We start from the raw sequence: 24520 nt of genomic DNA on the forward strand, positions 1-24520 counted from the left end.
GAGTGAGAAAGCATGTCTTTCGAACCCTGTTTCAGGGAAGTGAGTGCGGAACGCACTACTGTGAATCCTACAATCGCCGAGGGCGATGCTTTGGTGGATCATCCCGGCCGTTCCGAAGGAGCGGCTTCCAAGGGCGCGATTATACGTCGCTGATGCGACGCTCTGCTTTTGCGCCCTGGCGGGGACGTCCGCTCCCGACGAACCTATTGATTTCGTTCGCAGTCGGGAAAGAATTCGCCGTGGCAGTCCCCCATTTCTCCGTCAGCGTCGTCGCCCGTGGCTCCGGCCGCAGTGCCGTCCTGTCGGCGGCCTATCGCCACTGCGCCAAGATGGACTACGAGCGGGGAGCAAGGACCATTGACTACACCCGCAAGCAGGGTCTGCTGCATGAAGAGTTCGTAATCCCCGCCGACGCGCCAGACTGGCTACGCTTCATGGTCGCGAATCGTTCAGTCGCGGGCGCCTCCGAAGTCTTCTGGAATAAGGTCGAAGATTTCGAGAAGCGTTCCGATGCCCAGCTTGCCAAGGACGTCACCATTGCACTGCCGATCGAACTGACCGCCGAGCAGAACATTGCGCTCGTACGGGATTTTGCCGAGCGCCACATTACATCGAAGGGCATGGTGGCCGACTGGGTCTATCACGACGCCCCTGGCAATCCGCACGTTCATGTGATGACGACGTTGCGGCCGCTGACTAAAGACGGCTTCGGCGCCAAGAAGGTTGCCGTGCTCGGGCCGGACGGCAATCCGATCCGCAACGATTCAGGCAAGATCGTCTATGAACTCTGGGCTGGAGGTATCGACGATTTCAACGCGTTTCGCGACGGATGGTTTGCTTGCCAGAACCGGCATCTGGCGCTGGCGGGTCTCGACCTTCGCGTCGATGGACGATCCTTCGAAAAGCAAGGGATCGATCTTGCACCGACCATCCACCTTGGTGTCGGCACCAAAGCGATCGAACGGAAATCCGATGAGGCCTCGAAGCCGGCTGAGCTCGAGCGCGTCGAACTGCAGGACGCGCGAAGAGCCGAGAACGCGAGACGGATCGACCGGAGTCCGAAAGTCGTCCTCGACCTGATCACGCGTGAGAAGAGCGTGTTCGACGAACGTGATGTCGCCAAGATCTTGCATCGGTACATCGACGATCCCGCCCTTTTCCAAAGCCTCATGGTCCGGATCATCCTGCACCCCGAGACCTTGCGTGTTGAGCGCGAACGGATCGACTTTGCCACCGGTTCCAGATTGCCCGCCAAGTACACGACGCGCGACATGATCCGGCTGGAAGCGGAGATGGCCAATCGCGCGATTTGGCTCTCTCAGCGTTCGTCGCACGGCGTGCGGGAAGCGGTCCTGGCGGCGACCTTTGCCCGTCATGCGCGCCTGTCGGAAGAGCAGAGAACCGCGATCGAGCATGTATCGGGATCCGAGCAGATTGCCGCCGTGATCGGCCGTGCCGGCGCCGGCAAGACGACGATGATGAAAGCGGCGCGCGAGGCCTGGGAAGCGGCCGGCTATCGGGTTGTCGGCGGCGCACTCGCCGGCAAGGCGGCCGAGGGCTTGGAGAAGGAAGCCGGGATCGCCTCTCGTACGCTGTCGTCCTGGGAACTGCGCTGGAACGGGGGGCGTAACCAGCTCGATAGCAAGACGGTCTTCGTCCTGGACGAAGCCGGCATGGTGTCGTCGCGGCAGATGGCGCTGTTCGTCGAAGCAGTAACGAAGGCCGGCGCCAAGCTCGTTCTCATCGGCGATCCCGAACAGCTTCAACCGATCGAAGCAGGCGCCGCGTTTCGCGCGATTTCCATTCGCATTGGCTATGCGGAACTCGAAACCATCTATCGCCAGCGCCAGCAATGGATGCGCGATGCCTCGCTCGACCTGGCGCGTGGCAACGTCGGCAAGGCAGTCGACGCCTATCGTGCCAGTGGCAAGGTGGTCGGGTGGGATCTGAAGGCCGATGCCGTCGACAATCTCATCGCCGCCTGGGACCGCGATTACGATCCGGCGAAGACGTCGCTGATCCTTGCCCATTTACGCAGGGACGTTCGCATGCTGAACCAGATGGCGCGCATCAAGCTCATCGAACGCGGCGTTCTCGATGAAGGAATCGTGTTCAAGACGGCGGATGGCGATCGCAACTTCGCGGTCGGCGACCAGATCGTGTTCCTCAAGAACGAGGGCTCACTCGGTGTCAAGAATGGCATGTTGGCCAAGGTCGTTGAGACCGGGCCGGGCCGCATCATCGCGAAGGTCGGCGATGGCGAGCATGCGCGCCAGGTGCTGGTCGAACAGCGCTTCTACAACAACCTCGATTATGGCTATGCCACGACGATCCACAAGAGCCAGGGCGCCACCGTCGATCGGGTGAAGGTGCTCGCGTCGCTGTCGCTCGATCGGCACCTCACCTATGTCGCCATGACTCGTCACCGTGAGGATCTGGCCGTCTATTATGGCCGCCGATCCTTCGCCAAGGCCGGCGGTTTGATCCCTGTCCTCTCGCGCAGGCACGCCAAGGAAACGACGCTCGACTACGAGAAAGGCAGTTTTTACCGGCAAGCCCTTTGCTTCGCCGAAGCTCGCGGCCTCAATCTCGGCAACGTGGCCCGGACGCTCCTTCGCGATCGGCTGGAATGGACGGTCGGGCAAAAGCAAAAGCTCATCGATCTTGGTGCGCGCCTTGCCGCAGTTGCCGCCAAGCTCGGGTTCATCATCAGCTCTGTGAAATCTCCACTCCAGGACACAGTCAGGAAGGCAAAACCTATGGTTTCCGGCATTACCACCTTCGCAAAGTCAGTCGACCAGGCGGTCGAGGACAAGGTCGCAGCCGATCGCGGCTTGAAGAAACAGTGGGAGGAGGTTTCGACCCGTTTCCACCTCGTCTATGCGCAGCCGGAAAGGGCGTTTAAAGCAATCAATGTCGACGCCCTGCTGAAGGATGGAGCGGTGGCGGATGCCACCATCAGCAGGATCCGCGACCAACCGGAAAGCTTCGGCGCGTTGAAAGGCAAGACCGGTCTACTGGCAAGCGGCACAGACAAGCAGGCGCGGGCAATGGCGCTGACCAACGCGCCGGCTCTTGCCCGAAATCTGGAACGCTATCTGCGCCAACGGGCGGAAGCCGAACGGAAGTTTGAGGTCGCGGAACGCGCCGTTCGTCTGAAGATGTCGATCGATATTCCGGCGCTCTCGGCAAACGCAAAGGAGACCCTCGAACGTGTGCGCGATGCGATCGACCGGAACGACCTGCTGGCCGGTCTCGAATATGCGCTTGCCGAAAGACAAGTGAAGGCCGAGCTCGAGGGTTTCGCCAAGGCTGTAGCGGAGCGTTTCGGCGAACGGACCTTCCTTCCTCTGGCTGCCAAGGACTCCAGCGGACAGACCTTCAATGCGATCACGGGTGCAATGACGGTTGGGCAGAAGGCCGAAGTGCAATCGGCGTGGAATTCGATGCGGACGGTGCAGCAGCTGGCCGCCCATGAGCGCACGACCGAGGCGTTGAAGCAGGCAGAACGCCTGTACCAGAAAAAGAGCCAGGGGATCTCCTTGAAATGACGGCGCAAGTGTCTGCACCTCGGATGGGACCTACGCAAAGATCGAATGCCGTCGTGCTTTTGCTGGTGGCAGCAACCACCCTTGCCGGCAGTGTTGCTGCGGCCATCATCGGCGGCTACCGCATCAACCTGACACCGAGCGAACCCCTTGGCCTCTGGCGCATCTTGGCGCTCAATCGAGTGGTGTCGACAGGCGATCTCGTCTTCATTTGTCCTCCGCAAACGCCTGTCATGCGAGAGGCCAGAGCGCGTGGCTATCTCCGCTTCGGAACGTGCCCGGGCGGGGTCGCGCCGCTCATCAAGACGGTCATCGCGGTTCCCGGGCAGCATGTCGAAATCGGTGCGGGCGTCACGATCGACGGGCATGCGATCCCTTTCTCCGATCTGGCTCAGCGCGACGGCGACGGTCGGCCGATGGTGCCTTATTCCGGCGGCGTCGTGCCGGCAGAAAGCGTCTTCCTGCACTCACCGTTCAGGAGCTCCTATGACTCCCGCTACTTCGGACCCCTTGCCGTCGCGGGCATCCTCGGCCTGGCGCAACCGGTGCTCACCAATGCACTGTGAGCACGTTCGGCCGGTCCTGTTGATTACCGCTTCAATCATTGCCGGAACGGTTGCTTGGAGCGGGAACGTCCTTCTCCTTCCGCTCGCATGCACGTTTCCAACCCTCTGGGCGCTTGCGCGAAAGAGGCTGACGGCTGCGTGTGTCTCGGCCGGCTATTTTCTCGCTGCATCACGCGGTCTGCCACAAGGCGTGGCGGCCTTTTACGCGTTCGACCTGTGGCCTGGCTTGGCTCTATGGCTCTGCGCATCTTTGAGCTTTGTCGCGGTCCACGCGATCCTCTGGACAAGGCATTCTGGCATTCGTCCGATTTGCTACCTGGTGGCGGCCGCGCTCATGGCTATCCCCCCATTTGGCATCACCGGTTGGGCGCATCCGATCACCGCCGCGGGCGTGCTGTTTCCAGGGTGGGGATGGTGGGGGCTGGTTGCCACGACAGCCGGCCTCATGGGCCTCGTTACCCGCATGTGGCCGGCTGTCCCGATCGTCCTCATTGGGTTTTGGGCATGGTCCGCCGCAACCTGGGACCCACCGAAACTACCGGAGGGCTGGCGGGGCGTCGATCTCCAGTTCGGAGCTTCGCTCGGTCGCGACGTCAGCATTGCGCGTCACCGTGATCTGATTGCCACGATGAAGGGTCAGGCATCCGGCGGCACCCGCACCGTTGTTCTTCCCGAAAGTTCTCTGGGCTTCTGGACGCTTACCGTCGAGCGGCTTTGGGTAAAAGCACTGCAGGAAAGTGACGCCACCGTCATTGCCGGCGCCGCCATCATCGATGCGGACGGATACGACAATGTTCTGGTCGCGATTTCAGGCGACGGCGCTCAAATCCTCTATCGCGAACGTATGCCTGTTCCGGGCTCGATGTGGCAGCCTTGGCGCGCCCTGCTGGGTCAGAGCGGCAGCGCGCGGGCGCATTTCTTCGCCAACCCTCTTGTGACCGCTGCCGACGCTCGGATCGCACCGCTGATCTGCTACGAGCAACTGATCGTCTGGCCCGTCCTGCAGTCCCTGCTGCAGGAGCCGGACTTCATCGTCGCTGTCGGCAATGGCTGGTGGACCAAGGGGACATCGATCGTCGCTATCCAGCGCGCCAGCACTCAAGCCTGGGCGCGGCTTTTTGCAAAGCCAATCGTTTTTTCCTTCAACACGTGAAACCCAAAGGAGACGCCATGCTCGACGCTGCCCTGATTCAACAATGCGCAGACCCCTCGTTGAAGCCCCCGATCGTCGAGCAGTTCGTGACCGCCGCGGGCGCAAATGATCCACTTGCCGTCACCGTCAAATCAGGTGGCCGATTGATCCTCACCCCGAAGGCGACGACGCCGGACGAAGCCATCGCGATCGTCCGCCAGTATGTCGGCCAAGCGGTGGTGCGTGTCGGCCTGACGCAGTTTCCGGCCGGCGTCGGCGTTAAGGAGGCTTCCGATCTGCAGCCCGATCTGATCGACGCCTGCGAGAACCTTCGCAAGGGAACTGCGATGTTCGCCAAGGTGCTTCGGATTGTGGCCAAGTGGTACGGCAACCCTTGCAGCGACGAGGTCTTTCCGCAGATTTTCGACGATGCGATCTACGCTTGGAAGACCGGCGAATTTGAAGGCGTGCGTGTGTTTCAGGCTCCTGATCCGGGAGGGAGCGCGACGACAGACAGTGTGTCATCCTCAGACGCGGACGCCACCGACAGCTCTCCTGAGGATGCGGCCACTGAAAGTCCGGGGAAAAGCCGCAGCGTTGGATCGGCGGAGATGCGAATCGACCTTTCCCGGATCGGTGGGAAATAAACGACTGGAAATTTGAGACCTTCGTTCGCTGCCAAGTCAGATATAGACGGCTGCGCGATTAAAATTGGTCGGGAAATGACTTTAAAATAGACGGAGAATCGATTAGGGATGGCCGTATGGTAGATAAGGTCCTTCCCAAACCATTAATCGATCGCAAGGCTCGTCCGATAGTCGAGACTGCGCTTGCCGACACTCGTGTCGTCCTGATAGCCGGCCCAAGGCAAGCTGGAAAGACAACTCTCGCGCGGCAATTCTCAGGCCCTGATCGCGCCTATATCACTCTCGACGACGCCGGCGCGCTCAGTGCTGCCAAGGCTGATCCGGTCGGTTTTGTCCGGGGCCTTAACAGGGCCGTGATCGATGAAGTTCAGCGGGCGCCCCAACTGATACTGGCAATTAAGGAAAGCGTCGACCGCGACGACGCCCCGGGCCGATTTCTACTCACAGGTTCCGCCAATCTGGCAACTGTGCCCGCGATTGCGGACTCCCTTGCCGGGCGCATGGCCGTGGTCCCGCTCCTGCCTTTCGCCCAGTCCGAAATCCGTTCGACCCCGGGTCATTTGCTGGATCGTCTATTCGCTGGTGAGGAACCCGCGACCGGCGAGGACGCTATATTTGGTGATGATCTTCTGGAAACCATGCTGCGCGGTGGCTATCCGGAGGTCTTGCGCAGAGCGACGCCTGCCCGGCGGGTCGCCTGGTTGGAAGACTACGTGGCCCTGATTCTCGACCGGGACGTTCGCGACATCGCCAACATCGATCAACTCGATCGACTGCCGCGGTTGCTGGATGTTCTTGCGGAACATGCCGGCCAACTGGTGAACCACAGCAGTTTCGGTGCCGCATTGGGACTGTCGAGCGTCACCGCGCAAAAATATGTAGCCATTCTCGAGCGGCTTTTTCTGATCAGAACGCTGACGCCATGGTCGAACAACCGGTTAAGCCGGCTGATAAAAACGCCCAAACTGCACTTTCTCGATACGGGACTGCTGGCGAGCTTGCGGGAGGACGAATCCGAAGCGCTGCGTGAAAACAGAACACGGTATGGAGCGTTGCTTGAAAGCTTCGTTGTTTCCGAGCTTTTGAAGCTTGCCTCCTGGTCTGACCGGCGCTTTTCGTTTTCGCATTACAGGACCAAAGATCAGGACGAGGTCGATGTCGTCATCGAGGATCGCCGTGGTCGGATCGTCGGAATAGAGGTCAAGGCATCAGCGACGGTGAAGACTGAGGATTTCAGGGGATTGCGTCAGTTGCAGGAAGCGGTTGGCGGTCGTTTCGTGCGTGGACTGGTCTTGCACGATCATGACCGCGTGACGCCTTTCGGAGAAAAATTGCAGGCAGCGCCCTTGTCCATTCTATGGACCATGTGATTGCTGAGCAGCGTCAGGATGTTTCAAACCGATGCCCACGCATCTATTGCACGGCCGGTATCCGCAAAGCTTCCGGAAGTCGCGGCCTTTGTTCGTCACGAGGATGAAATCCCCCTCGATGATCCGAGGCATCAGATGCCAGTCGGTTTCACCGCTAAACCCGAGCCAATTCACATTGGAAACAATCCTGGCCGTGAGCTTGGGCCACGGCCACGAATGATGTGTGAGGGCATTCATCTATAAGAAATTTCACGAGCTAGAGCCGGAGGGTTTTGGGGCACTTTCGTTCCGGAGACGCAGACGCTTCACGGATTTCGCCTTCAGGCCCAGCTCCGAAAAGCTTCCGTGGCCGTCCCCTGGCGGGGTGGGCCACAGCACAGATCTCGGCAAGTTCCACCATGCGTTCGGTGAGCGAAGGATAACCCTCAACGATTTCCTCGCTGCTTGCACCTTGCGCCTTCATCGCGGCAATCGTTGGCACTGGAACGCGAGTTCCCTTCGGTTCACCGCCCATGACGCCCTTGACGCTCCGGATCATTCGCTCAGCCTCTCGAAGCGCCTCGGCGCGGGCGGCCAACTGCTCCCTTGCCCGCGCAACGTCGACGATGAGATAGTCGTCTGCCCTTACGGTATCGGCATCGGGGTTCTGGTCGTTGGTATCGAATAGACGTTTGCGGCGTTCGGCAGACAAGATCGATCCGACGCCATACCAGAGCTTCAACCGAAGAAGATCCTCATCTGTGAGTGCTCGACCCTTGCCGCCGACGAGATGAGTTGCGACGATCCGCTTGTCGATCGCATTGTGCACAGACTTTACAGCGATCTCGCTGACAGCTGCAGCCTCGGCCGGGGCGTACGCGTGTGATGTGCTGGCATAATCATTCTCCTTGTGGAGAATATATAGTGGAGGCGTCGTTCCCGGTAAAATTCACCAAGCTTTTCGATCTCGCTGCTCGTCAGTCTTGTGGTGGTTTCACTTCTTCTCCGGCGGTCGTTTCAGCAAATCAGACGCTTCTACGTCTAGAACCACTGCTAAGCGATCCACCACATCGATGCTCGCATTGTAAACGCTGCGTTCCAGAGAACTGATGTAGGTGCGATCGATACCTGCGCGATAAGCAAGCTCTTCTTGCGACAGGCCTTTGGCCCGACGCGCGGCTTTCAGATTTCGTGCAAATACCTCTCGAATCTCCATGATCGAGAGAGCAACGGCTTGTAGAGTATTTCACCACGGAGTATTCTCTACAACGACATTCCATTTGATGGATCAAGGTGATGCCGCGGTGGCCGAAGCTTCTCTTCGTGTGGGACGGTGAACCGTTCGAAGATTTCGACTCTCTCCTATCCTCCGGTAATCTGGTATCTAATCGCAAGCCTATGCGACGCGAACTAAGCCTCGGTTCTTGGCGGTCGTAAAATGAAGTTAGAGGAGACAAGGATGAAGGACGCCAGCTCATCCGGGGCAGACGAAAAAATTGGAAGACAATCTCGCTGCGGTTTGATGCAAAAATCGGAATTAGAGGTCCTGGCTGTTTCGGCGATCCTCGAACACCGCCGGCTTCTCGCAGCCGATCAGGCCGTCTATGACGAGTGGTCGCGTGCAAGCGACGACCCGTCAACTTCCGGTTCAGTGCTCCAGACGCTTCAGGACGAATATATCGCACGCCAGAAAAAGTCCGAAGCCCATCAGGAGAACCTCTCGGAAATTCTGGACGCACTCGGCTACGTTCCAGACGTGCCGTTTGAAGGCGCCGATTAGACCTCAGACCAGGCCGCGATCCTTCGCAATGGCAACGAGCTGCGGCACAGACTGCGCGTCAAATTTTTTGCGCGCCTCGTCGAGATAATGCTGCACGGTTCTGGCCTTGATACCGGTGAGCATCGCCGTTTCAAGCGTGGTCCTCCCCTTCGTTGCCCACACAAGGCACACCATTTCGCTCGGCGACAGCATTCGCTTCGGGTTGATTGCAGTCTTCGCTGCGATGATTTTCAGCTGGTAGTGGACGGCCATCACCAACTGAACCGCCTTCTTGGGATCCAGCATCCCTGAAATATCGACATTTCTTTCCGAGGACGCGAAGGTCAGCATCATGGTGGATCCGAAACTGCCCTTAACCGGAATGGTGATGCCGCAGCGAATCCCGTGCTCAATGGCCTCGTCGCGAAACCGCCGAAGCGGAGAAGATCCTCGGGCAGGCCACTTGTCGGCTGTCCAGAAAAACATACCTCGCCCGTGCTTTCCCTCCCTCACAACTGGGTCAACCCGTGAATAATCGCCGCCGAGATAAATGTCCTCCCATGGTTCGGGATAGGAATTGAAGGTCCTGAGTTCGAGAGCTTCTGCTTGCAGATAGGCAAACCGGTCATATCCGCACGAATGCGCAAAGGTTTTCAGCGCACTTTTCATCATATGCTCGTCTTTCGCGGCTTCCAGCATATCGATGAGCGAGCGAACATGTGCGTCCACGGTTTTTCTCCTTACGTTCCTGACGCGACGGCTCGTCTTCCCCGGCATCGTTCGTCGAAGAGGCAGATCGGCTGACCCGCGTACAGGGGGTCGTGGGACAACGATAGCGTTCGGACCTTCAGTCGATGTCTGAATCGCAAACCTGGTGTACCCGCGTCACGCGATGCAATGCGAAATTACTACCCAGCCCTGCGAAACTTTCAAGCGCGATCAATCCGGAAAGGTGGCTGGAAATAGAAGGATCTCATATTGCGTGGTTGCACCGCCACACCTTGGTTCAACCTAATGCATGGCGGCTGAGCATAGTCGCTGCCCTTAGTGGTTAAATTCCACGGTAAGCGGACGGGAAAATGATGTCCTGGTCCACTAACACATTGAATCTGTAACCTGGCCGAATGCGGATTGTTGGCTGAACATTCAGGTTCTTCGAGATTGTCTGCTCCGCCACCCGACCAAACGATTCGGCGAAGTTTCTTCGCGCCGCATCGGATGCCGTATCCTGCGTCGCAAGCGTCGAACTTTCTGGCATTGTCATGTCGATCCCGGTCCCGATCAAGGCAACGAGTGCCGCCGAACTCCACGTGCGCCACAGGTGCCGATCGACCTTGTCCTTTAAGCCGCCATATCCTTCCGCGTCAGTGCCAGCCATGCCCCCGATCTGAAGGGTTGAGCCGTTCGGAAAAATGAGGTCCGTCCAGACGACAAGGACCCTTTCCTGCCCGAATGAGACCTTGGAGTCATAGCGGCCGAGCAGCTTCGCACCCTGCGGTATGAGGAGCCGGTAGCCCGTCGCGCTATCAAAGACGTTCTGGCTTACCTGCGCTGTGATCCGTCCCGGCAGATCGGAGTTGAGGCCGGTGATCAACGTAGCAGGAACGACCGAGCCGCGTTTCAGCTCGTAGGGCGAGATCTGCTTCACGATCTGGTTCGGCAGATAGCCGAGATCTTTGATGTCCTGGTTGAAAAAATCTTCCTTCGAGGTTTGGCCATTCGGATCGACATTCTGACCCATAAGGCCGGCGTTCGTTGCCGCGGCATAGAGATCCGAGACCCTCGTGCCTGCCCCAGTCGAATTTTGGCCGCTCGAGTCTGTGGTAGTCGTTGCCGCTTTTTCAATTTCGGAAATATCGACCTTCAATGGGGAGTCCAGCGCCGTTGCACGCGCCTGCAGGCGAGCCATCCGCTGGCGCTGGGCCTCTCGGATATACTGTTCATCCTGCTCCCGCTTCAGACGGTCCCTCCATTCTTCTTCCGATCCGAGCGGGGGGCGTCGCTCTTCCTGTTCGAGGGGTCGGCGAGCAACAGCCGGCGCCTCCTTCTCAACTTTCTGCTCGACGGCAGGCGTTGGCTGAAACGCTTCCCGCTCAACCGGCTCACCGATGATGCCGTCGGCAATGCCGCGCTTGAGCTGGTCCCCGAAATTGGTTGCGGGAGAATTCGAAGCACTGTCGATATCGCTGTTTCGGGCAAAGGGAAGCCCCCGCCACGACAGTCCGATCACGACCACGCCAACGAATAGCGCGACGAGAACGATGGCGATGATGATCGGCAGCCGATTGATTCGGCGCATGCTGTTCTCATCATCGGCATGAGCCGACGCACCAAGATGGAGAGACTGGACCATATCTGTCTCCCCTCAATTACGCTGCATGACGGAAAGCGGGCTTGCCGGCGTAGCGCCGACTGCTGTTGCTGTATACGCCCGGCCAAGGGCGATCGACGGCGTGGAGAGTCGCGCGAGCACCTGACCGTCAACGCCATCGATCGAATAGGCGAGCTCGACGGGTTTCACGTCCTTTCCGATCTTCCCGTCGGTAACGACCGTGTAGCCCCATCCCTTCAGCGCGGCCTCGAGGGCCATCCCATACTCCGACGTGCCCTTGCCCATCATGATGGTTGTGGTGCCTGCCGGGCCAATTTGCTCGGCGAGCCGGCTCGCCATATCGCCGGCGATTGCGCTTGCGGCCGGGGCAGTCACCGCAGTGGCGTTTGAGCTGGTGTCCAATCCCTCCTCGGCAGTTTGGCAACTGGAAAGAAAAGCGGCAGCGACGATGAGGACGAGAGCTTTGCGCATCACTCAGCCTCCCCGCCGGATGGTGATCTTCTGTTGCCGCCAGCCAACTCCGGTGACGAGGATCGCCTTGTCGATTGCGTAGTCGACGATCATCACGTCGTTCTTCATCCGGTAATTGACGACGCGGTTCTGGCCCCCGTTGACGACGAACAGCACCGGCGCATCCTGTCCCGAGATCGATTTGGAAAACTGAATGTAGGTTTTTACACCATCCGAATAGACGCGCTTCGGCTTCCAAGAGGCGCTCCCACTCATCGAGTAGGAGAAGTTCAGTTTATCGGGCGCCGTCCCGAGTATTCCGCCGGTCTCGAGCCGGGCATTAATGTCCGCGAGCTTGGTCGAGACATCCTCGGGATATTCGAAGCCAACGCGGGCCATGTACTGGCTCGGATGGGACTTGAGTTGGATGTGATAGGTACGACGCGACGTCGTGACCACCATGGAGGTGACGAGACCCGGTTCCGACGGCTTGACGATCAAGTGGATAGCCTGACCGCCGGTGGCGCCGGAGGTCGCCGGCTCCACCTGCCAGCGAACGGTGTCGCCGACGAGGACATCGCGGACGATCTCGCCGCCCTGCAGCTCAATATCGCAGACCTGCAGCGGCGAGCAGACGACGGACGGCTGAGTTTCGCCGAAGAGAAAGATGACCTTGCCATCCAGCCCGGTGGTAACCAGTCCGGGTGTGCCGCGCCACTTCCGCGAAATGTTAGTTCCCTTCACCTCGTTCGACGTCATGCTTTGTGCATGAGCACCCGTCGCAATGACGAGTCCTGCTATGCAGCCGGCGGCTGCGATAAATCCTGTTCTTTGCATGTGAAGTCCCCTGCCCCTTATAGCTGTGCTGTCCAGTCGAAATCCCGGACGTAGAGACCGATTGGATTGTGGCGGATGGTCGCCTCGTCCTGTGGCGCCGTCAGCGTGACTGTCGCGATGCCGCGGAACCGGCGTGTGCCCGTTTCTTTGCCCTTCCGGTCACGTTCGTATTCGGTCCAGTCGATCTGATAGGTCTGGTTCGAAAGCGCGACGATGTTGTTGACCTCGATGGCGACCGTCGACAACTTGGCCTTCTCAAACGGTGAATTGCTTCGGAACCAGTCATTGATCTTCTGCGTCGACGGATCGGACGTCCGAAGGAGTGCGTAGGTTCGGTCGATGTATTGCTTCTGAACCACAGCGTCCGGCGTGATCGAACGGAAGCTGGTGACGAAATTGCCGAGCGTGGCGCGCACCACCCGAACGTCGGCATATTCGATCTGTTCAGGGAACCCGGCGGTCGCTGCGGTTCCAAGTTTGTCGACTTCGACGATATAGGGAACCAGTTTGACTTGGGTGCTGAGATACATGGCGTACCCGAAGGCGATCACTGCCATAGTCAGACCCAGAATGCCGACGATGCGCCATGCAGCGGCTGTCTGGACATAGGAGCCGTATCGCTCACTCCATTCCTGGCGCGCGGCAAGATACGGGTTTTCTGGGGCGCGGTTCGCTGCCATCGATCGATCACTTTCTGATTGCTGTTAGTCTTTGCGTTCGGGAGGTGGCTTTGGCCCGCTCTGCCCGCTGCGACTCTGGTCCAGCTTGGCGTTGGCGAGCCCGAGGATCGATCCTGCATAGGCACCAGGAGAACCGATGGCCTTCTCCTTGGCAGCCGAGCCCGCCGCTTTTCCTGCGGATCCGATCCCTGCGCCAAAACCTCGAAGCATGGCGCCTGCAGCGGATGACCCTGCGGCCCGTGCGGTTTGAGCCGCCGCGAATCCCGCCCCGGCTGCCCCGGCCGCGAGGAACCCTGCCCCGGTGGTGAAGGATGCCGCCTGACCACCGTGCCTGATCGCCTCCATTCCACCTGAAACGGATGCACCCTGAACGACACCTTGAATGATACTCGGCACATACATCGCGATGATGAAGACCACCACTGAAATGCCGGCGACCGCCAAGGTCGTGACGAACTGGTCCGAGGAGGCGGTTGGAGCATTCGCAAGACCCATCAGGACCTCGGATCCAATCTTTGCGATCATCACCAAGGCCATCAGCTTCATGCCGACTCCGAAGGCGTAGACGAGATAACGGACAGCAAAGTCCTTGGTGAAGGAGGATCCGCCAAGCCCGAGCATGATCATGCCGGCAAGCAGGCCGACATACACCTCGACCATGACCGACACGAAAATTGCTGCGACCAGCGAGAAGCAGATGACGACGACACCCATCGCCAATACCGCCGCAATCGCCAGCGCATTGTCCTCGAATACGCCAAATTGCGCTTGCTGCGACATTTGCGAGGCAACCCGGATACCGGCGTCGAACACTTCAGCAGGCGACGCCGATCCGCCGCCCGCGCCGATCTGGAAGAGGCTGTCGACTACCGCTCGGGCAAAGGTCGGCCCTTGAGTGAGAACGAAGGCGAAAAAACCAATGAACATGATCCGCCGCATAAGCTCCGCGAACCAGCTATCGAGCGATGCAGCGTGCAGCGCCAGCCAGACGGCGGCAATCCCCACCTCGATTGTCGCCAGGATCCAGAAGAGAGATTTCGCTGCATCCATGATGGTCGTCTCCCACCCTTTGGCGGCGGTCGAGACCTGATTTTCCAGTTCGGTCAGGACTTGTCCCTGTTGGGCAAAGGCGGGAGCTGCAAAGACGAGGCAAAGGAGGCCCGCGATCACTAATGACCGTTCGAGATTAGATTTCACCATCTTGGGCGCATCTCCTGGCCATCTTTGATCGGCGGCAGCTCTTTGTTCGAGCCGAAGAATTTCTCCCTGACGGCGCGTTGTTCCTCAGTGAGCGGGGGTTTCGTGGTGTCTCTGGATTTGACGATCAGCACCGTCGCCGCAGATGAAACAGCGGCAACAACCACAAGGAGAACAATGACGACAGCGCGGTTCACCAGCGGGGCTCCATCTTCTGACCTTCCGGAATGCTCTTGATCTCGGCGTTGAAAAATTTTTCCCGCCGGGCCTGGGCCAGGTCCTTGTCGATTTGTTCGGTCTGAAGCCACGTCCCCATCATCGTCATCTGCTGGGAGACGAGACCGCGCAGCTTCTGCATCTGCGCCACCTGTTGCGCGGCGATTTGGTGCCCCACTTGCAGGGCCTTCATCTGGCCATCTGATGTCTCGGACATCGACCGTAGCGAGGACATCGTACTTTCCTCGCTGTCGAACTGGTCGGCCGTCAGGCTCGCTGCCTTCAGCGTGCTGGCGATGGTTTCGCGGTTAGTGTCGGACCAGGTCTGGTAACTCGACGAGAAATTCTCGGTGTTGGGCAGATTGGTCCGAAGGCTCGAATAGCTTTGGAAGCGCTGCTGCAGCACGTCATCGGCGTTGCCCATGGAAAACGAAATGCTTTGCCCTTGATCGATGATGCTGCGCAACTGATTGAGGTCTCTTTCGACTTGCCCCCACATATGTGACGGGAGAGTGGCGGTGTTCTGAAGCAGGTTCTGGTAGATGTTGAGCTGCGTCTCGATCTGTTGGGCGAGCTGACTAATCTGGGTGAGTTGGTTCTGGATCTGCTCGCCGGATTTCCCGACCAACGCGACCAACTCGCCATTGTTGAGGACCTGCGTCCACTCTGTCGCAGCGCCGGTGGCGGTTCCGGCCTTGGCGGGCTTTGCTTCGCCGGTAGCCACCACGAACGCCGCCAGACCAGCGAGCAATCTATTCGAAGTTAAGCAACGATGCGGCATCGTGGACTCCTTTCATTTGAAGCCAGTGGATCGGCCAGTCGCGGCCGTGTTCGGAATAGAGCGCGCGGATGCGCTTGAAGTCTTCCTTGCCGGATGCGCCGACGAAGCTGAGCGCCAGCGGCCCGAGCGCCATATCGAACAGCCGTCGGCCTTCAGGAGTGACGACGTAGTATTCGCGCTTGGGAATCGCGTTCGAGACGATCTCGATCTGCCGCTCGTTGAATCCGATCCGGTCGTAGAACTCGCGAGTTCCAGGCTCTCTGGCGGCACCATTCGGAAGGCAGATCTTTGTTGGGCAGGATTCCTTCAGCACGTCGATGATCCCGGAGCGTTCGGCGTCGGAGATCGACTGTGTGGCGAGCACGACGGCGCAATTGGCCTTACGCAGCACTTTCAGCCATTCGCGTATCTTGCTGCGGAACACTGGATGGCCGAGCATCAGCCAGGCCTCATCCAGCACGATCAGGCTGGGAGCGCCATCGAGACGCTTCTCGATCCGCCGGAACAGATAGGTCAGTACGGGCACGAGATTGCGTTCGCCCATGTTCATCAGTTGTTCTATCTCAAAGGTCTGGAAGGCACCGAGCGTCAGACCGTCTTCCTCGGCGTCGAGAAGCTGTCCCATTGGACCATCAACGGTATAGTGATGCAGCGCGTCTTTGATTTCACGCATCTGCACCCCACTTGCGAAGTCAGATAGCGATCTTCCGGGCGCGCTGACCATTAACCTGATCTGCCGGGAAATTGCATTGCGGTGATCGGGGGTGATGGTTACGCCTTGCAGCGCCACCAGCATCTCGATCCATTCCGTGGCCCAGGCCCGATCAGTTTCGCTGGAGAGGTCCGAAAGCGGGCAAAAGGCCAGTGCCGTTCCTTTTTCTTCAGAGCCACCACCAATTTCATAGTGATCGCCGCCAGTGGCGAGCGTCAGGGGCAGGAGCGAGTTTCCCTTGTCAAAGGCAAAGATCTGGGCGCGTTCGTAGCGTCGAAACTGCGCCGCGATTAGTGCCAGAAGCGTCGACTTGCCCGATCCGGTCGGTCCAAAAATGAGAGTGTGACCAACGTCGTCGACATGAAGATTCAGCCGAAACGGTGTCGACCCACTCGCAACCTGCATGAGCGGTGGCGAGTCCGGCGGGTAAAATGGGCACGGTGCAACGGGGTTGCCCGACCAAACAGAGTTCAGTGGGATGAGGTCGGCGAGATTGCTGGTATTGATCAGCGGCTCGCGCACGTTTGCGTACCAATTGCCTGGAAGGCTTCCGAGATAGGCGTCGGTTGCGTTGAGTGTTTCGATCCTCGCTCCGAAGCCTTCGGCTTGTATTAGCCTGCGTACTGCCTCCGCCTCCTCCTGCAAGGCTTCGCGATCACCGTCGAATAGAACGATGACAGGGGTGTAATACCCATAGGCGACCAACTGCGAGGAGGCTTGCGCGATAGCGTCCTCGGTCTCGGCCACCATGCTCATGGCGTCCTGATCGATCGAACGACTTTGCGTCTGGAATAGCTGGTCAAAGAACGGCCGGACCTTTTGCTGCCATTTCTTGCGGGTGCGCTCGAGCTTTTGCCGCGCCTCCTCCGCATCGAGGAAGATGAAGCGCGATGACCAGCGATAGCTTAGCGGCATCAGATCGAGGCTGTGGAGAATCCCCGGCCAGCTCTCTGCCGGCAGTCCGTCGATCGCCACCACACCCAGGTAGCGGCTTTCCACCTTTGGCGACAGCCCATGCTTGAGCTCGGCTGTCGCGATCCAGTCGAGATACATGGGAGCATCCGGCAGCCGGATAGGATGGTTTTCGCCCGTAATGCAGAAGCGAACGAATTGCAGCAGTTCGTCATAGCGAGCGACCCTCTCCCCGCCCCTCTCGACGACCTCGCGCGTTTCCATTCGCCGGATCGAAAGGGTGTTGGCAAAATACTGCTCAATCTCCCGGATATCATTCTTGAAGATGCACAGCACCGTGTCGGCATAGGTCTTCTTGCGGCTCTCCTCGTCCGAGTAGATGTATCTGCTGAAGGCAGTCTTTCTGGGCTCCAGGGGCCGATAGGTGAGGATAAGAGCGTGCTTGCTCTCGAAATGCCGCTGATCTCGCGCAAAATGCGCCCGGCGCTCGGCATCAATCGCCCGGGTGACCGGGTCCGGGAAGTGGCACCGGTCCTCAGACGGGTAGTCAACCGTCGGAATACGGATCGCTTCGACCTGGATCATCCATCCGTTTCCAAGACGCGACAGAATGGCGTTGATCTGTCGCGATAGCTCATTGCGTTCCAGATCGGTGGCACTTTCGGTGTCGGGCCCAGCAAAGTACCAGCCAGCCATGAGGCTGCCGTCCTTCAATAGCAAGACGCCATCGTCAACCAGACCGGCATAGGGGACGAGATCCGCGAAGGATGGGCCGGTTGCCCGGAACCGTTTGAGAGCGACCATGCAAACCTCCTCAATACCGCCGCCACGGCGAGGTGGTCGCCTTGTAGTAGGGCTTGTAAGAAATGTGCCGGATGTAGACCCGACGCATCAGCGGGTCCGCCTTTGCCATCATTCTCAAGAGCCCAACGATGACGATCCAGACGGCAACCCCGAAGAGCGCGGAATATATTGTCAAGACCACAAAGATCAGGATGACGGCGGCGAGACCTGTGAGCAGGACCAGTTCCCGGTCCGCGCCCATCAGCAGATTCGGGCGCGAAAGTGCACGGTGGATGCGGTTGTGTTTTAGACGGGACAGGGACTCAACCATGAGCCCCCTCCCCTACTCTGCTTCGGCTGAAGAATGTGGTTTGCTCGTCCGATGCTCCAATCGAGGCGCCCGTCGCGCCGAACAGGCCTATAATGTTGGTGGCACCGAGCAGGATGCCCGCCACCAGCACGATATACACCAGCCGCCGCGCGAAGTCGTTCAGTTCTCCCCCAAAGATGAGCATGCCGCCAGCAATTGCGACCGCTGCAAGTGCAATAGCTCCCGCGACCGGCCCGGTGATCGACTCCTGGATTTGCTGCAGCGGCCCTTCCCAGGGAAGACTGCCGCCCGAACTGGCGAGCGCCGGCGCGACGCAGGCGAGAACGATGGGCGCCGCAAGGAGCGCGACGGCGATGACGGCATTTTTACGCGACATTGCGCGCCTCCTTCTCTTCTGTAAGCCGGTCGGATTCGATTTCGTACTGGCCGCCCGCGAAGCGCTCGACCTGAATGACGTCGCGGATGCGCCGTCCGCGCGGGGTCCGTTCTATGGAGACGATGAGATCGACCGCTTCTCCGATCACCTCATGCATCGGCTGCTGGCTGGCTTCGGCGGTCAGCTGCTCGAGACGGCGGAGCGCCGACATCGCTGTATTTGAATGGATAGTCGCCACGCCACCCGGATGGCCGGTGTTCCACGCCTTGAGTAGTGTGAGCGCAGCGCCGTCGCGGACTTCACCGACCACAATTCTGTCGGGCCGCAGCCGCATGGTGCTCTTCAACAGCCGAGCCATGTCAACGGTATCGCTGGTATGGAGAAGGACGGCGTTCTGGGCCCCGCATTGAATCTCTGCGGTGTCCTCAAGAATGACGAGCCGGTCTTCTGGTGCGCTCTTCACAATCTCGCCGATGACAGCATTCGCGAGCGTCGTTTTGCCGGAGCCAGTTCCCCCGGATATGATGATGTTGAGCCTGGAGGAAATCGCGCTGCGGATCGTCGATGCCTGGTACTCTGTCATCACGCCGGAGCGCACATACTCGTTGAGCGGGATAAGACGCGACGCACGACGACGAATAGTGAAGGCAGGCTTGGCGACCACCGGCGGCAAAAGACCTTCAAAGCGGTGGCCACCGATCGGCAGCTCTCCGGAGATGATCGGCTGTTCCGTGTTCACCTCTGACTGAAGCGCATGGGCAACGGTACCGATCACCATTTCCGCCGCCGCCGACGACATCTCGCCGGCCGGCGCGACGCCGTGGCCGAGCCGCTCGATGAAGAGCTTTCCGTCCGGATTGAGCATGATCTCGACGACCGTTGCATCGTCCAGCGCCACGCAGAGGTGATCTCCGAGCGCCTCCTGTAGTTTGCGGACAAGCCGAGGGTGAGAGCGAAGCTGGTTCACCGATTTCTCCTTACGCTGCCTTGCGGAGGGGGGTGCATTCAGATCGGTAGTTAGATGGGCGGAGTTTTTGAAATGTGCCGGCGTCGGCGGGTAGGATGCCCGCCACGGCCATCGTTACGCCGATCTTCTTCGGCTCCCCCAACCGCTGCAGCGGCCAGCCAACACGAGCGAGGATCCGCTCGAAGCGGAGATCGGTCACCGTGACGATTTCGGTGAATCCATTCGCCATGCACCATTCAATGATGCCTGCGAACATCGTCAGCGTTGCCTCATGTACCGAGCCGGCTCCCTTGCCCTCCCCGAGACTAGTGTCGACGCAGAAGCGGGAGCTTTCGATCATCGCGGAGTGCGCGTTGAGCTGGCCATTCGGAAGTAGCGAGGAAAAGACGTCCGTCACCATGGTCGGGCCAAGCGCCGGAAGCAGCCTCGCGCACCCTGCCACGTCACCGTCGTTGGAAATTGCGAGGATGTAGGTTGGCATCAGCGCGTCAAAAGCGTCTGACTCCCGACCGTCAATAACGTCAACGTCCCAGCCCAACCGGGCGGAAAAGATCCGGGCGCGCAATTGGTGATGCCTGTAGAGGAGCCGGGCTTCTTCGTCATTCCGTGGCTCCGAGATCGCGAGAATCTGCATGAATTTCTCCGTCGTTGTTGGTCGGCGGTGAAATCAGCACGGATCGGTATCGGTTTGCAGTTGTAGAATCCTACATAAGCCGAGATAAGCGGGCAATGCGGAAAGGGGCTCGGTCATTCGGATGCGGATATCGCTGCCTTCGCTCGCAATCTCAGCAATCGGAGCATCATGAAGGTTGCCTTGCTGCTCAGCGTAAAGGCACAGCTGAGGCCGTCCTGCGAGACCGCCCATTTTCCGCAAGACCTGGAACCAGTGCGCTTGCTCGTCTGCCTTAAAAAGCGGTTCGGCTCCCTGAAGACGGCTAAGAGGAGGAGAGTGCCCTCTGTTCTCGCTCCCCCGACAAGCACAAAACCGGTCTCCTTATGCTTTCGGCGGATGAGTGGTCCCCCTTCGGTTTAGCGCTTGTCCCCCTCTCTTCCCTGTTCCGCACGAGCGCAGGAGCAGGATCCCGCCCTTCCTTCGATTTGGGGTCGATTTGGGAGGTCCGGTAGTTAGCCCGGAGCCTAGGAATGAGGGCGCAATAACAGAAGATTTTGGAAGATGAACATGCCGAAGTCGGTGACTTCCGGTCCTTCGGAATGGCGCGGCGAACGATCGCCAGTTTGAGAGCGATGTTGTGGCTGCGCAAAGGGTTCGGCTTCGGCGGTGGCTGGACCGTCATTGACCAGAACGATCTGTTCGCGCGCCTCTTCGGACTTTAAAAGGTTAACAAGGCGTGAAGAGCAGGGTGTACTTTGGCTCAACTCGCCTACCGCCAACCTTGTGACAAGCCCCCTAAATGAGCTTGAAGCGCGCGAACCCGCGACCGCCCCGAAAGCGCTAAAACTCAGCCACTTTGCCCCAGGCGGAACCTGTAAGACGCTCCGGTTTGTAGGGAACAGGGTCGACAAGGGGCGTTTGTCCGGTGATGACATCTGCGATCAGATGACCGGCACCCGGGCCGATTCCGAAGCCATGTCCGCTGAAACCGGCTGCGAGAATGAAGCCGGGAATGTTGGGGACTTCGCCGATGGCCGGCACACCGTCGGGCGTGCTGTCGATATAGCCGGCCCATCTTGAGGCAATTTTCGCCTTTGCGAGACCAGGCAGTAAGTTCCGGGCCCGGCGGAGAATTTCGGAAATCGTGCCCTCGTCGACAGCCGGATCGAGAATACGCATGCGTTCCATCGGTGTGCGCTCATCGAGTCGCCAGCGTCTGAGCGTTTCATGTCCCGAGCGCCAGCCCTCGACCCCGCCCGGTGCCAGATTCCGCCAGCGGCGGGCAAACATCGGTACGAAATATCGCGCGAACCGAAGTTGCTGTGCCGTAACGTCGACCCTGGCGCGGCCGCTGATCGCCAGGGTATAACCGCGATCGGCACGCCGTGTCGTGGAGACCTCCGTCGTGTGGAGAGCATCCGGCAGGCCCTCGACAGGTTCGACGGACAGAATCGACGACCGGACCGAAGCCTGAGGGAAGCGCACACCCAGGTTGTTGCAGAATGACGAGGCCCAAGCGCCACCGGCAAGGACGGCGACCTTTGTCCGGATTGTCCCTTTCTCGGTGATAACGGCGGAGAGTCGGCCGCCACTCGTCTCGATGCCGCGAGCTGCGCAATTCTGGAGTACGACGCCGCCCGCGCTGATGATCGCGCGCGCCACCGCAGGCGCTGCCTTGGACGGATCCGCGGTGCCGTCAGACGAAGAAAAGACACCGCCTTTCCACGGCTTCCCCGTGGCTTTGCCACGCTCGGTCGCCTCCGTGGAAGACAGCATGAACGTGGTCACACCCACCGTGCGGGCGAAGTCCCGCCAGCGAGCCCAGCCCTCCAACTCCCTATCGTTGTTGGAGAGATAGAGAAGCCCGCAGCGTCGGAAGCCGGTGTCCTCTCCGGTCTCTGCGGCGAACCGATCCCAGAGATTAAGGCTCTTGGTGGAGAGTGGAAGTTCGCGGGCATCGCGGTTCTGTTGCCGGCACCACCCCCAGTTGCGGCTCGATTGCTCGGCCCCGATAAGGCCTTTTTCAACGAGAACTACCTTGAGACCGTGGCAAACGAGATAGTAAGCCGTAAAGACGCCGACGATGCCGCCCCCGATCACGACAACATCTGCGGCTTGGGGCTGGGAGTCCGTGGTTTCTATGCGAACGAGCGGGGCAGGCATGGTCATCTCCGTTGAGGCAAATCCATACTAGTGCGGGCTCCGCCAAAGTGGCGTGCTGAATCCAACGGTCCACGGAATAATGTTCTGCAATTGATGGCAAGTATAACCATTTATGCTGACTAGATGTTTCTCAGCGAAAATGGACAAGGTGGGAAGCTGTGTTATGCTCTCTGGCATAATCTGCTGACAGGCGGGCCCGAAACGGCCCCGGGGGAGACCGCGTGAAGCTCGACCGCATCGACATCAAGATTCTCTATGAATTGCAGAAGAACGGCCGGATTACCAATGTCGAGCTCGCCGAATTAGTTCATCTATCGCCGAGCCCTTGTCTGATGCGGGTGAAAAAACTGCAGTCGGAAGGCTATATCGACGGCTATTCCGCCCATATAAACACCGCCAAACTCGGTCAGACTATAACGGTATTCACCGAAATCACCTTGAAGAACCACCGGCAGGTTGATTTCGCACGCTTCCTGTCGACTGCCGAAAAGATCGACTCGGTCATCGAATGCCACCTGGTTTCAGGTGGGTACGACTATCTGATCAAGTTCGTCACCAGCGGCATCGCCGAATATCAGGAGATCATGGAGCGTCTCATCGACATGGATATCGGCATCGACCGATATTTCAGTTACGTCGTGTTGAAATCGCCGATCGTCAAATCGCACCTGCCGCTGACCAGCCTATTTCCCCTGTGAGCCGGCAAAAGCCAGCAAAGTTCGAGTGGCGCCTCCCGAGCAAGGCTTTTCCGAGCTGCCGGAAGTAAGCAACTCGCTCCCGCATCAAGCCATGACCAACCTGACATCACTGTCTTCCAGCGTCTGGTCGAGTGTCTTCCGGGTGCGGGCGACGATCGCATCGATATCGCCATCTGTGCAACAAAGCGGCGGCGCATAGCCCAGCACGCCATTGCCGAAGGCGCGGATGATGAGGCCGTTGTCCCACGCCCGGTCGAAAATCCGACGGGAAGGATCGGCCGTGGCCGGAAGCGGCGTCTTCTTCGTCTTGTCGGTGACGAGCTCGATCGCCGCCAGCATGCCGCGGCCCCTGATGTCGCCTACGAGGGGATGGTCGGCAAGGCCCTGCAGCCCCTCCATAAGGCGCTTGCCGGCCTTGCGGCCATTTTCCAGAAGCCCGCCCTCGTAGAGGCGCAAGACCTCGAGCGCCACCGCGGCACTCACCGGGTGGGCTGAATAGGTATAGCCATGCCCCACCAGGGAAGTGCCAGCGCCGTCGGCGATCGTGCTATAGACGCGCTCGGTCAGGAAAACAGCGCCCATCGGCACATAGCCCGAGGTCAGGCCCTTGGCGACTGTCAGGAAATCGGGAACGACTTCGTCTTCGCTGCAGGCGAAGAGCGGGCCGGTGCGGCCGAAACCGGTGATCACTTCGTCGGCGATGAACAGGATATCCAGTTCGTGGCAGAGGTCGCGCATCGCCTTCATCCAGCCCTTGGGCGGCACCAGTACGCCGCCCGAGCCCTGGATCGGTTCAGCATAAAATGCCGCCACCCGCTCCGCGCCGATCTCCTCCACTTTCTGCCGCAACGCCTGTTTCGAGGCAGCGATAATCGCTTGCGGATCGGGGCCCACGGGATTGCGGTAAGCGTAATGCGAGGGGATCTTGTGCTGCCAGTCGAGGGGGATGCCGAAGCCGGCATGGAAGGCCGGAAGAGCCGTCAGCCCGGCGCCGACCGTCGAAGAGCCATGATAGCCCTGTTCGAGCGAGATGAACTGGTCTTTCTGCGGGGTACCCTTGGCGTGATAGTAATAGCGGATGAACCGGACAGTGCTGTCGATCGCGTCGGATCCGCCGAGGGTGAAATAGACATGATTGAGATCGCCAGGGGCCCGCTCGGCAAGCGCCGCGGCAAGACGGATCCCCGGCTCGGCGCCGAGGCCAAAATAAGCGGTAGCGTACGGCAGTTCCCGCATCTGCCGCGCGGCAGCCTCGACGATGCTGTCATGACCGTAACCGGCATTCACGCACCAGAGGCCCGCGAAACCGTCGATGAGCTGGCGCCCGGACATGTCGGTCACGGTCGCACCAGAAGCAGAGGACAGGACGCGTACGCCGAGCTTTTCGTGGGTACGATAGGAGGCGACCGGATGTACGAGATGGGCGCGGTCGAGTTCGATAAGGGAGTTGCTGAGCATCTTTGTCTCCGAT

General features: G+C 59.5%; 23 protein-coding genes and 2 pseudogenes. 8 read left to right on the forward strand and 17 right to left on the reverse strand.

Features of this window, described 5'->3' with window-relative positions; all coding sequences use genetic code 11:
* The first annotated feature begins 239 nt into the window (after positions 1–239).
* From traA to CN933_RS27770, 5 genes are all read left to right on the forward strand, one after another.
* A complete protein-coding gene (traA, locus tag CN933_RS27750) occupies positions 240–3551 on the forward strand; it encodes a Ti-type conjugative transfer relaxase TraA (RefSeq protein ID WP_102763055.1) in 3312 nt (1103 codons plus the stop codon).
* Positions 3552–3574: 23 nt separating this feature from the next.
* Positions 3575–4114 (forward strand): conjugative transfer signal peptidase TraF, encoded by a 540-nt coding sequence (gene traF, locus CN933_RS27755; RefSeq protein WP_102762959.1) that lies wholly within the window; start codon positions 3575–3577, stop codon positions 4112–4114.
* Positions 4104–5267 (forward strand): conjugal transfer protein TraB, encoded by a 1164-nt coding sequence (locus tag CN933_RS27760; RefSeq protein WP_102762960.1) that lies wholly within the window; start codon positions 4104–4106, stop codon positions 5265–5267. Before traF ends, CN933_RS27760 begins: the two co-directional genes overlap by 11 nt.
* A gap of 17 nt (positions 5268–5284) precedes the next feature.
* Positions 5285–5893, forward strand: a complete 609-nt coding sequence (locus CN933_RS27765) for a TraH family protein (RefSeq protein WP_102762961.1) — start codon at positions 5285–5287, stop codon at positions 5891–5893.
* Between the two features lie 116 nt (positions 5894–6009).
* Positions 6010–7263, forward strand: a complete 1254-nt coding sequence (locus CN933_RS27770; RefSeq protein WP_102762962.1) for an ATP-binding protein — start codon at positions 6010–6012, stop codon at positions 7261–7263.
* A 249-nt stretch (positions 7264–7512) separates the two neighbouring features.
* Here the strand turns inward: CN933_RS27770 and CN933_RS27780 are convergent.
* Positions 7513–8161, reverse strand: a pseudogene (locus CN933_RS27780) (DUF433 domain-containing protein).
* Positions 8162–8236: 75 nt separating this feature from the next.
* On the reverse strand, positions 8237–8458 hold the full coding sequence (locus CN933_RS27785; protein WP_018098134.1) for a helix-turn-helix domain-containing protein: 222 nt from the start codon (positions 8456–8458) through the stop codon (positions 8237–8239).
* Positions 8459–8701: 243 nt separating this feature from the next.
* On the opposite strand from CN933_RS27785, the gene CN933_RS27790 reads away from it, so the two are divergent.
* Positions 8702–9022: a transcriptional repressor TraM gene (locus tag CN933_RS27790; RefSeq protein WP_102762963.1), complete on the forward strand. Its 321-nt coding sequence runs from the start codon at positions 8702–8704 to the stop codon at positions 9020–9022.
* A gap of 3 nt (positions 9023–9025) precedes the next feature.
* Here the strand turns inward: CN933_RS27790 and CN933_RS27795 are convergent, their stop codons facing one another.
* The 13 genes from CN933_RS27795 to traI all read right to left on the reverse strand — a co-directional run bounded on the left by CN933_RS27795 (position 9026) and on the right by traI (position 20209).
* Entirely contained in the window at positions 9026–9730 is a 705-nt protein-coding gene (locus CN933_RS27795) for an autoinducer binding domain-containing protein (RefSeq protein ID WP_180980832.1), read from the reverse strand.
* A 322-nt stretch (positions 9731–10052) separates the two neighbouring features.
* Positions 10053–11354 (reverse strand): IncP-type conjugal transfer protein TrbI, encoded by a 1302-nt coding sequence (gene trbI, locus CN933_RS27800; protein WP_102762965.1) that lies wholly within the window; start codon positions 11352–11354, stop codon positions 10053–10055.
* A 12-nt stretch (positions 11355–11366) separates the two neighbouring features.
* Entirely contained in the window at positions 11367–11804 is a 438-nt protein-coding gene (gene trbH, locus CN933_RS27805) for a conjugal transfer protein TrbH (protein ID WP_102762966.1), read from the reverse strand.
* Between the two features lie 3 nt (positions 11805–11807).
* Entirely contained in the window at positions 11808–12620 is an 813-nt protein-coding gene (gene trbG, locus CN933_RS27810) for a P-type conjugative transfer protein TrbG (RefSeq protein ID WP_102762967.1), read from the reverse strand.
* Positions 12621–12637: 17 nt separating this feature from the next.
* Complete coding sequence (locus tag CN933_RS27815; protein WP_018098140.1) at positions 12638–13300, reverse strand: conjugal transfer protein TrbF; 663 nt, start codon at positions 13298–13300, stop codon at positions 12638–12640.
* A 24-nt stretch (positions 13301–13324) separates the two neighbouring features.
* A complete protein-coding gene (gene trbL, locus CN933_RS27820) occupies positions 13325–14500 on the reverse strand; it encodes a P-type conjugative transfer protein TrbL (protein WP_102762968.1) in 1176 nt (391 codons plus the stop codon).
* Positions 14494–14694, reverse strand: a complete 201-nt coding sequence (gene trbK / locus CN933_RS27825) for an entry exclusion protein TrbK (protein ID WP_102762969.1) — start codon at positions 14692–14694, stop codon at positions 14494–14496. The genes trbL and trbK overlap by 7 nt, the downstream gene beginning before the upstream one ends.
* Positions 14691–15494: a P-type conjugative transfer protein TrbJ gene (gene trbJ / locus CN933_RS27830; RefSeq protein WP_102762970.1), complete on the reverse strand. Its 804-nt coding sequence runs from the start codon at positions 15492–15494 to the stop codon at positions 14691–14693. The genes trbK and trbJ overlap by 4 nt, the downstream gene beginning before the upstream one ends.
* Positions 15466–17922, reverse strand: a complete 2457-nt coding sequence (locus CN933_RS27835) for a conjugal transfer protein TrbE (RefSeq protein WP_102762971.1) — start codon at positions 17920–17922, stop codon at positions 15466–15468. The genes trbJ and CN933_RS27835 overlap by 29 nt, the downstream gene beginning before the upstream one ends.
* A 10-nt stretch (positions 17923–17932) precedes the next feature.
* Positions 17933–18232 carry a conjugal transfer protein TrbD gene (locus CN933_RS27840; protein WP_100673679.1) on the reverse strand — a complete coding sequence of 100 codons (300 nt, stop codon included), beginning with the start codon at positions 18230–18232 and terminating at the stop codon, positions 17933–17935.
* Entirely contained in the window at positions 18225–18608 is a 384-nt protein-coding gene (locus tag CN933_RS27845; protein WP_100673680.1) for a TrbC/VirB2 family protein, read from the reverse strand. Before CN933_RS27845 ends, CN933_RS27840 begins: the two co-directional genes overlap by 8 nt.
* A complete protein-coding gene (gene trbB, locus CN933_RS27850) occupies positions 18598–19575 on the reverse strand; it encodes a P-type conjugative transfer ATPase TrbB (RefSeq protein WP_102762972.1) in 978 nt (325 codons plus the stop codon). Before trbB ends, CN933_RS27845 begins: the two co-directional genes overlap by 11 nt.
* 10 nt (positions 19576–19585) lie before the next feature.
* Complete coding sequence (gene traI, locus CN933_RS27855) at positions 19586–20209, reverse strand: acyl-homoserine-lactone synthase (RefSeq protein WP_102762973.1); 624 nt, start codon at positions 20207–20209, stop codon at positions 19586–19588.
* A gap of 554 nt (positions 20210–20763) precedes the next feature.
* Here traI and CN933_RS27860 point away from each other — a divergent pair.
* Positions 20764–20910 (forward strand): annotated as a pseudogene (locus CN933_RS27860) (IS6 family transposase); the annotation flags it as partial.
* Positions 20911–21028: 118 nt separating this feature from the next.
* Here CN933_RS27860 and CN933_RS27865 read toward each other — a convergent pair.
* A complete protein-coding gene (locus tag CN933_RS27865; RefSeq protein WP_102762974.1) occupies positions 21029–22351 on the reverse strand; it encodes an NAD(P)/FAD-dependent oxidoreductase in 1323 nt (440 codons plus the stop codon).
* Positions 22352–22572: 221 nt separating this feature from the next.
* On the opposite strand from CN933_RS27865, the gene CN933_RS27870 reads away from it, so the two are divergent.
* The gene (locus CN933_RS27870; RefSeq protein ID WP_102762975.1) at positions 22573–23049 is read left to right on the forward strand and encodes an Lrp/AsnC family transcriptional regulator; all 477 of its coding nucleotides are present in this window, start codon (positions 22573–22575) and stop codon (positions 23047–23049) included.
* Positions 23050–23133: 84 nt separating this feature from the next.
* Here the strand turns inward: CN933_RS27870 and CN933_RS27875 are convergent, their stop codons facing one another.
* Positions 23134–24507: an aspartate aminotransferase family protein gene (locus tag CN933_RS27875; protein ID WP_102762976.1), complete on the reverse strand. Its 1374-nt coding sequence runs from the start codon at positions 24505–24507 to the stop codon at positions 23134–23136.
* Positions 24508–24520 lie beyond the last annotated feature (13 nt).

The sequence above is a fragment of the Sinorhizobium sp. M4_45 genome (genome assembly GCF_002885915.1).
In the GTDB taxonomy this organism is placed as follows: Bacteria; Pseudomonadota; Alphaproteobacteria; order Rhizobiales; family Rhizobiaceae; genus Sinorhizobium; species Sinorhizobium meliloti_A.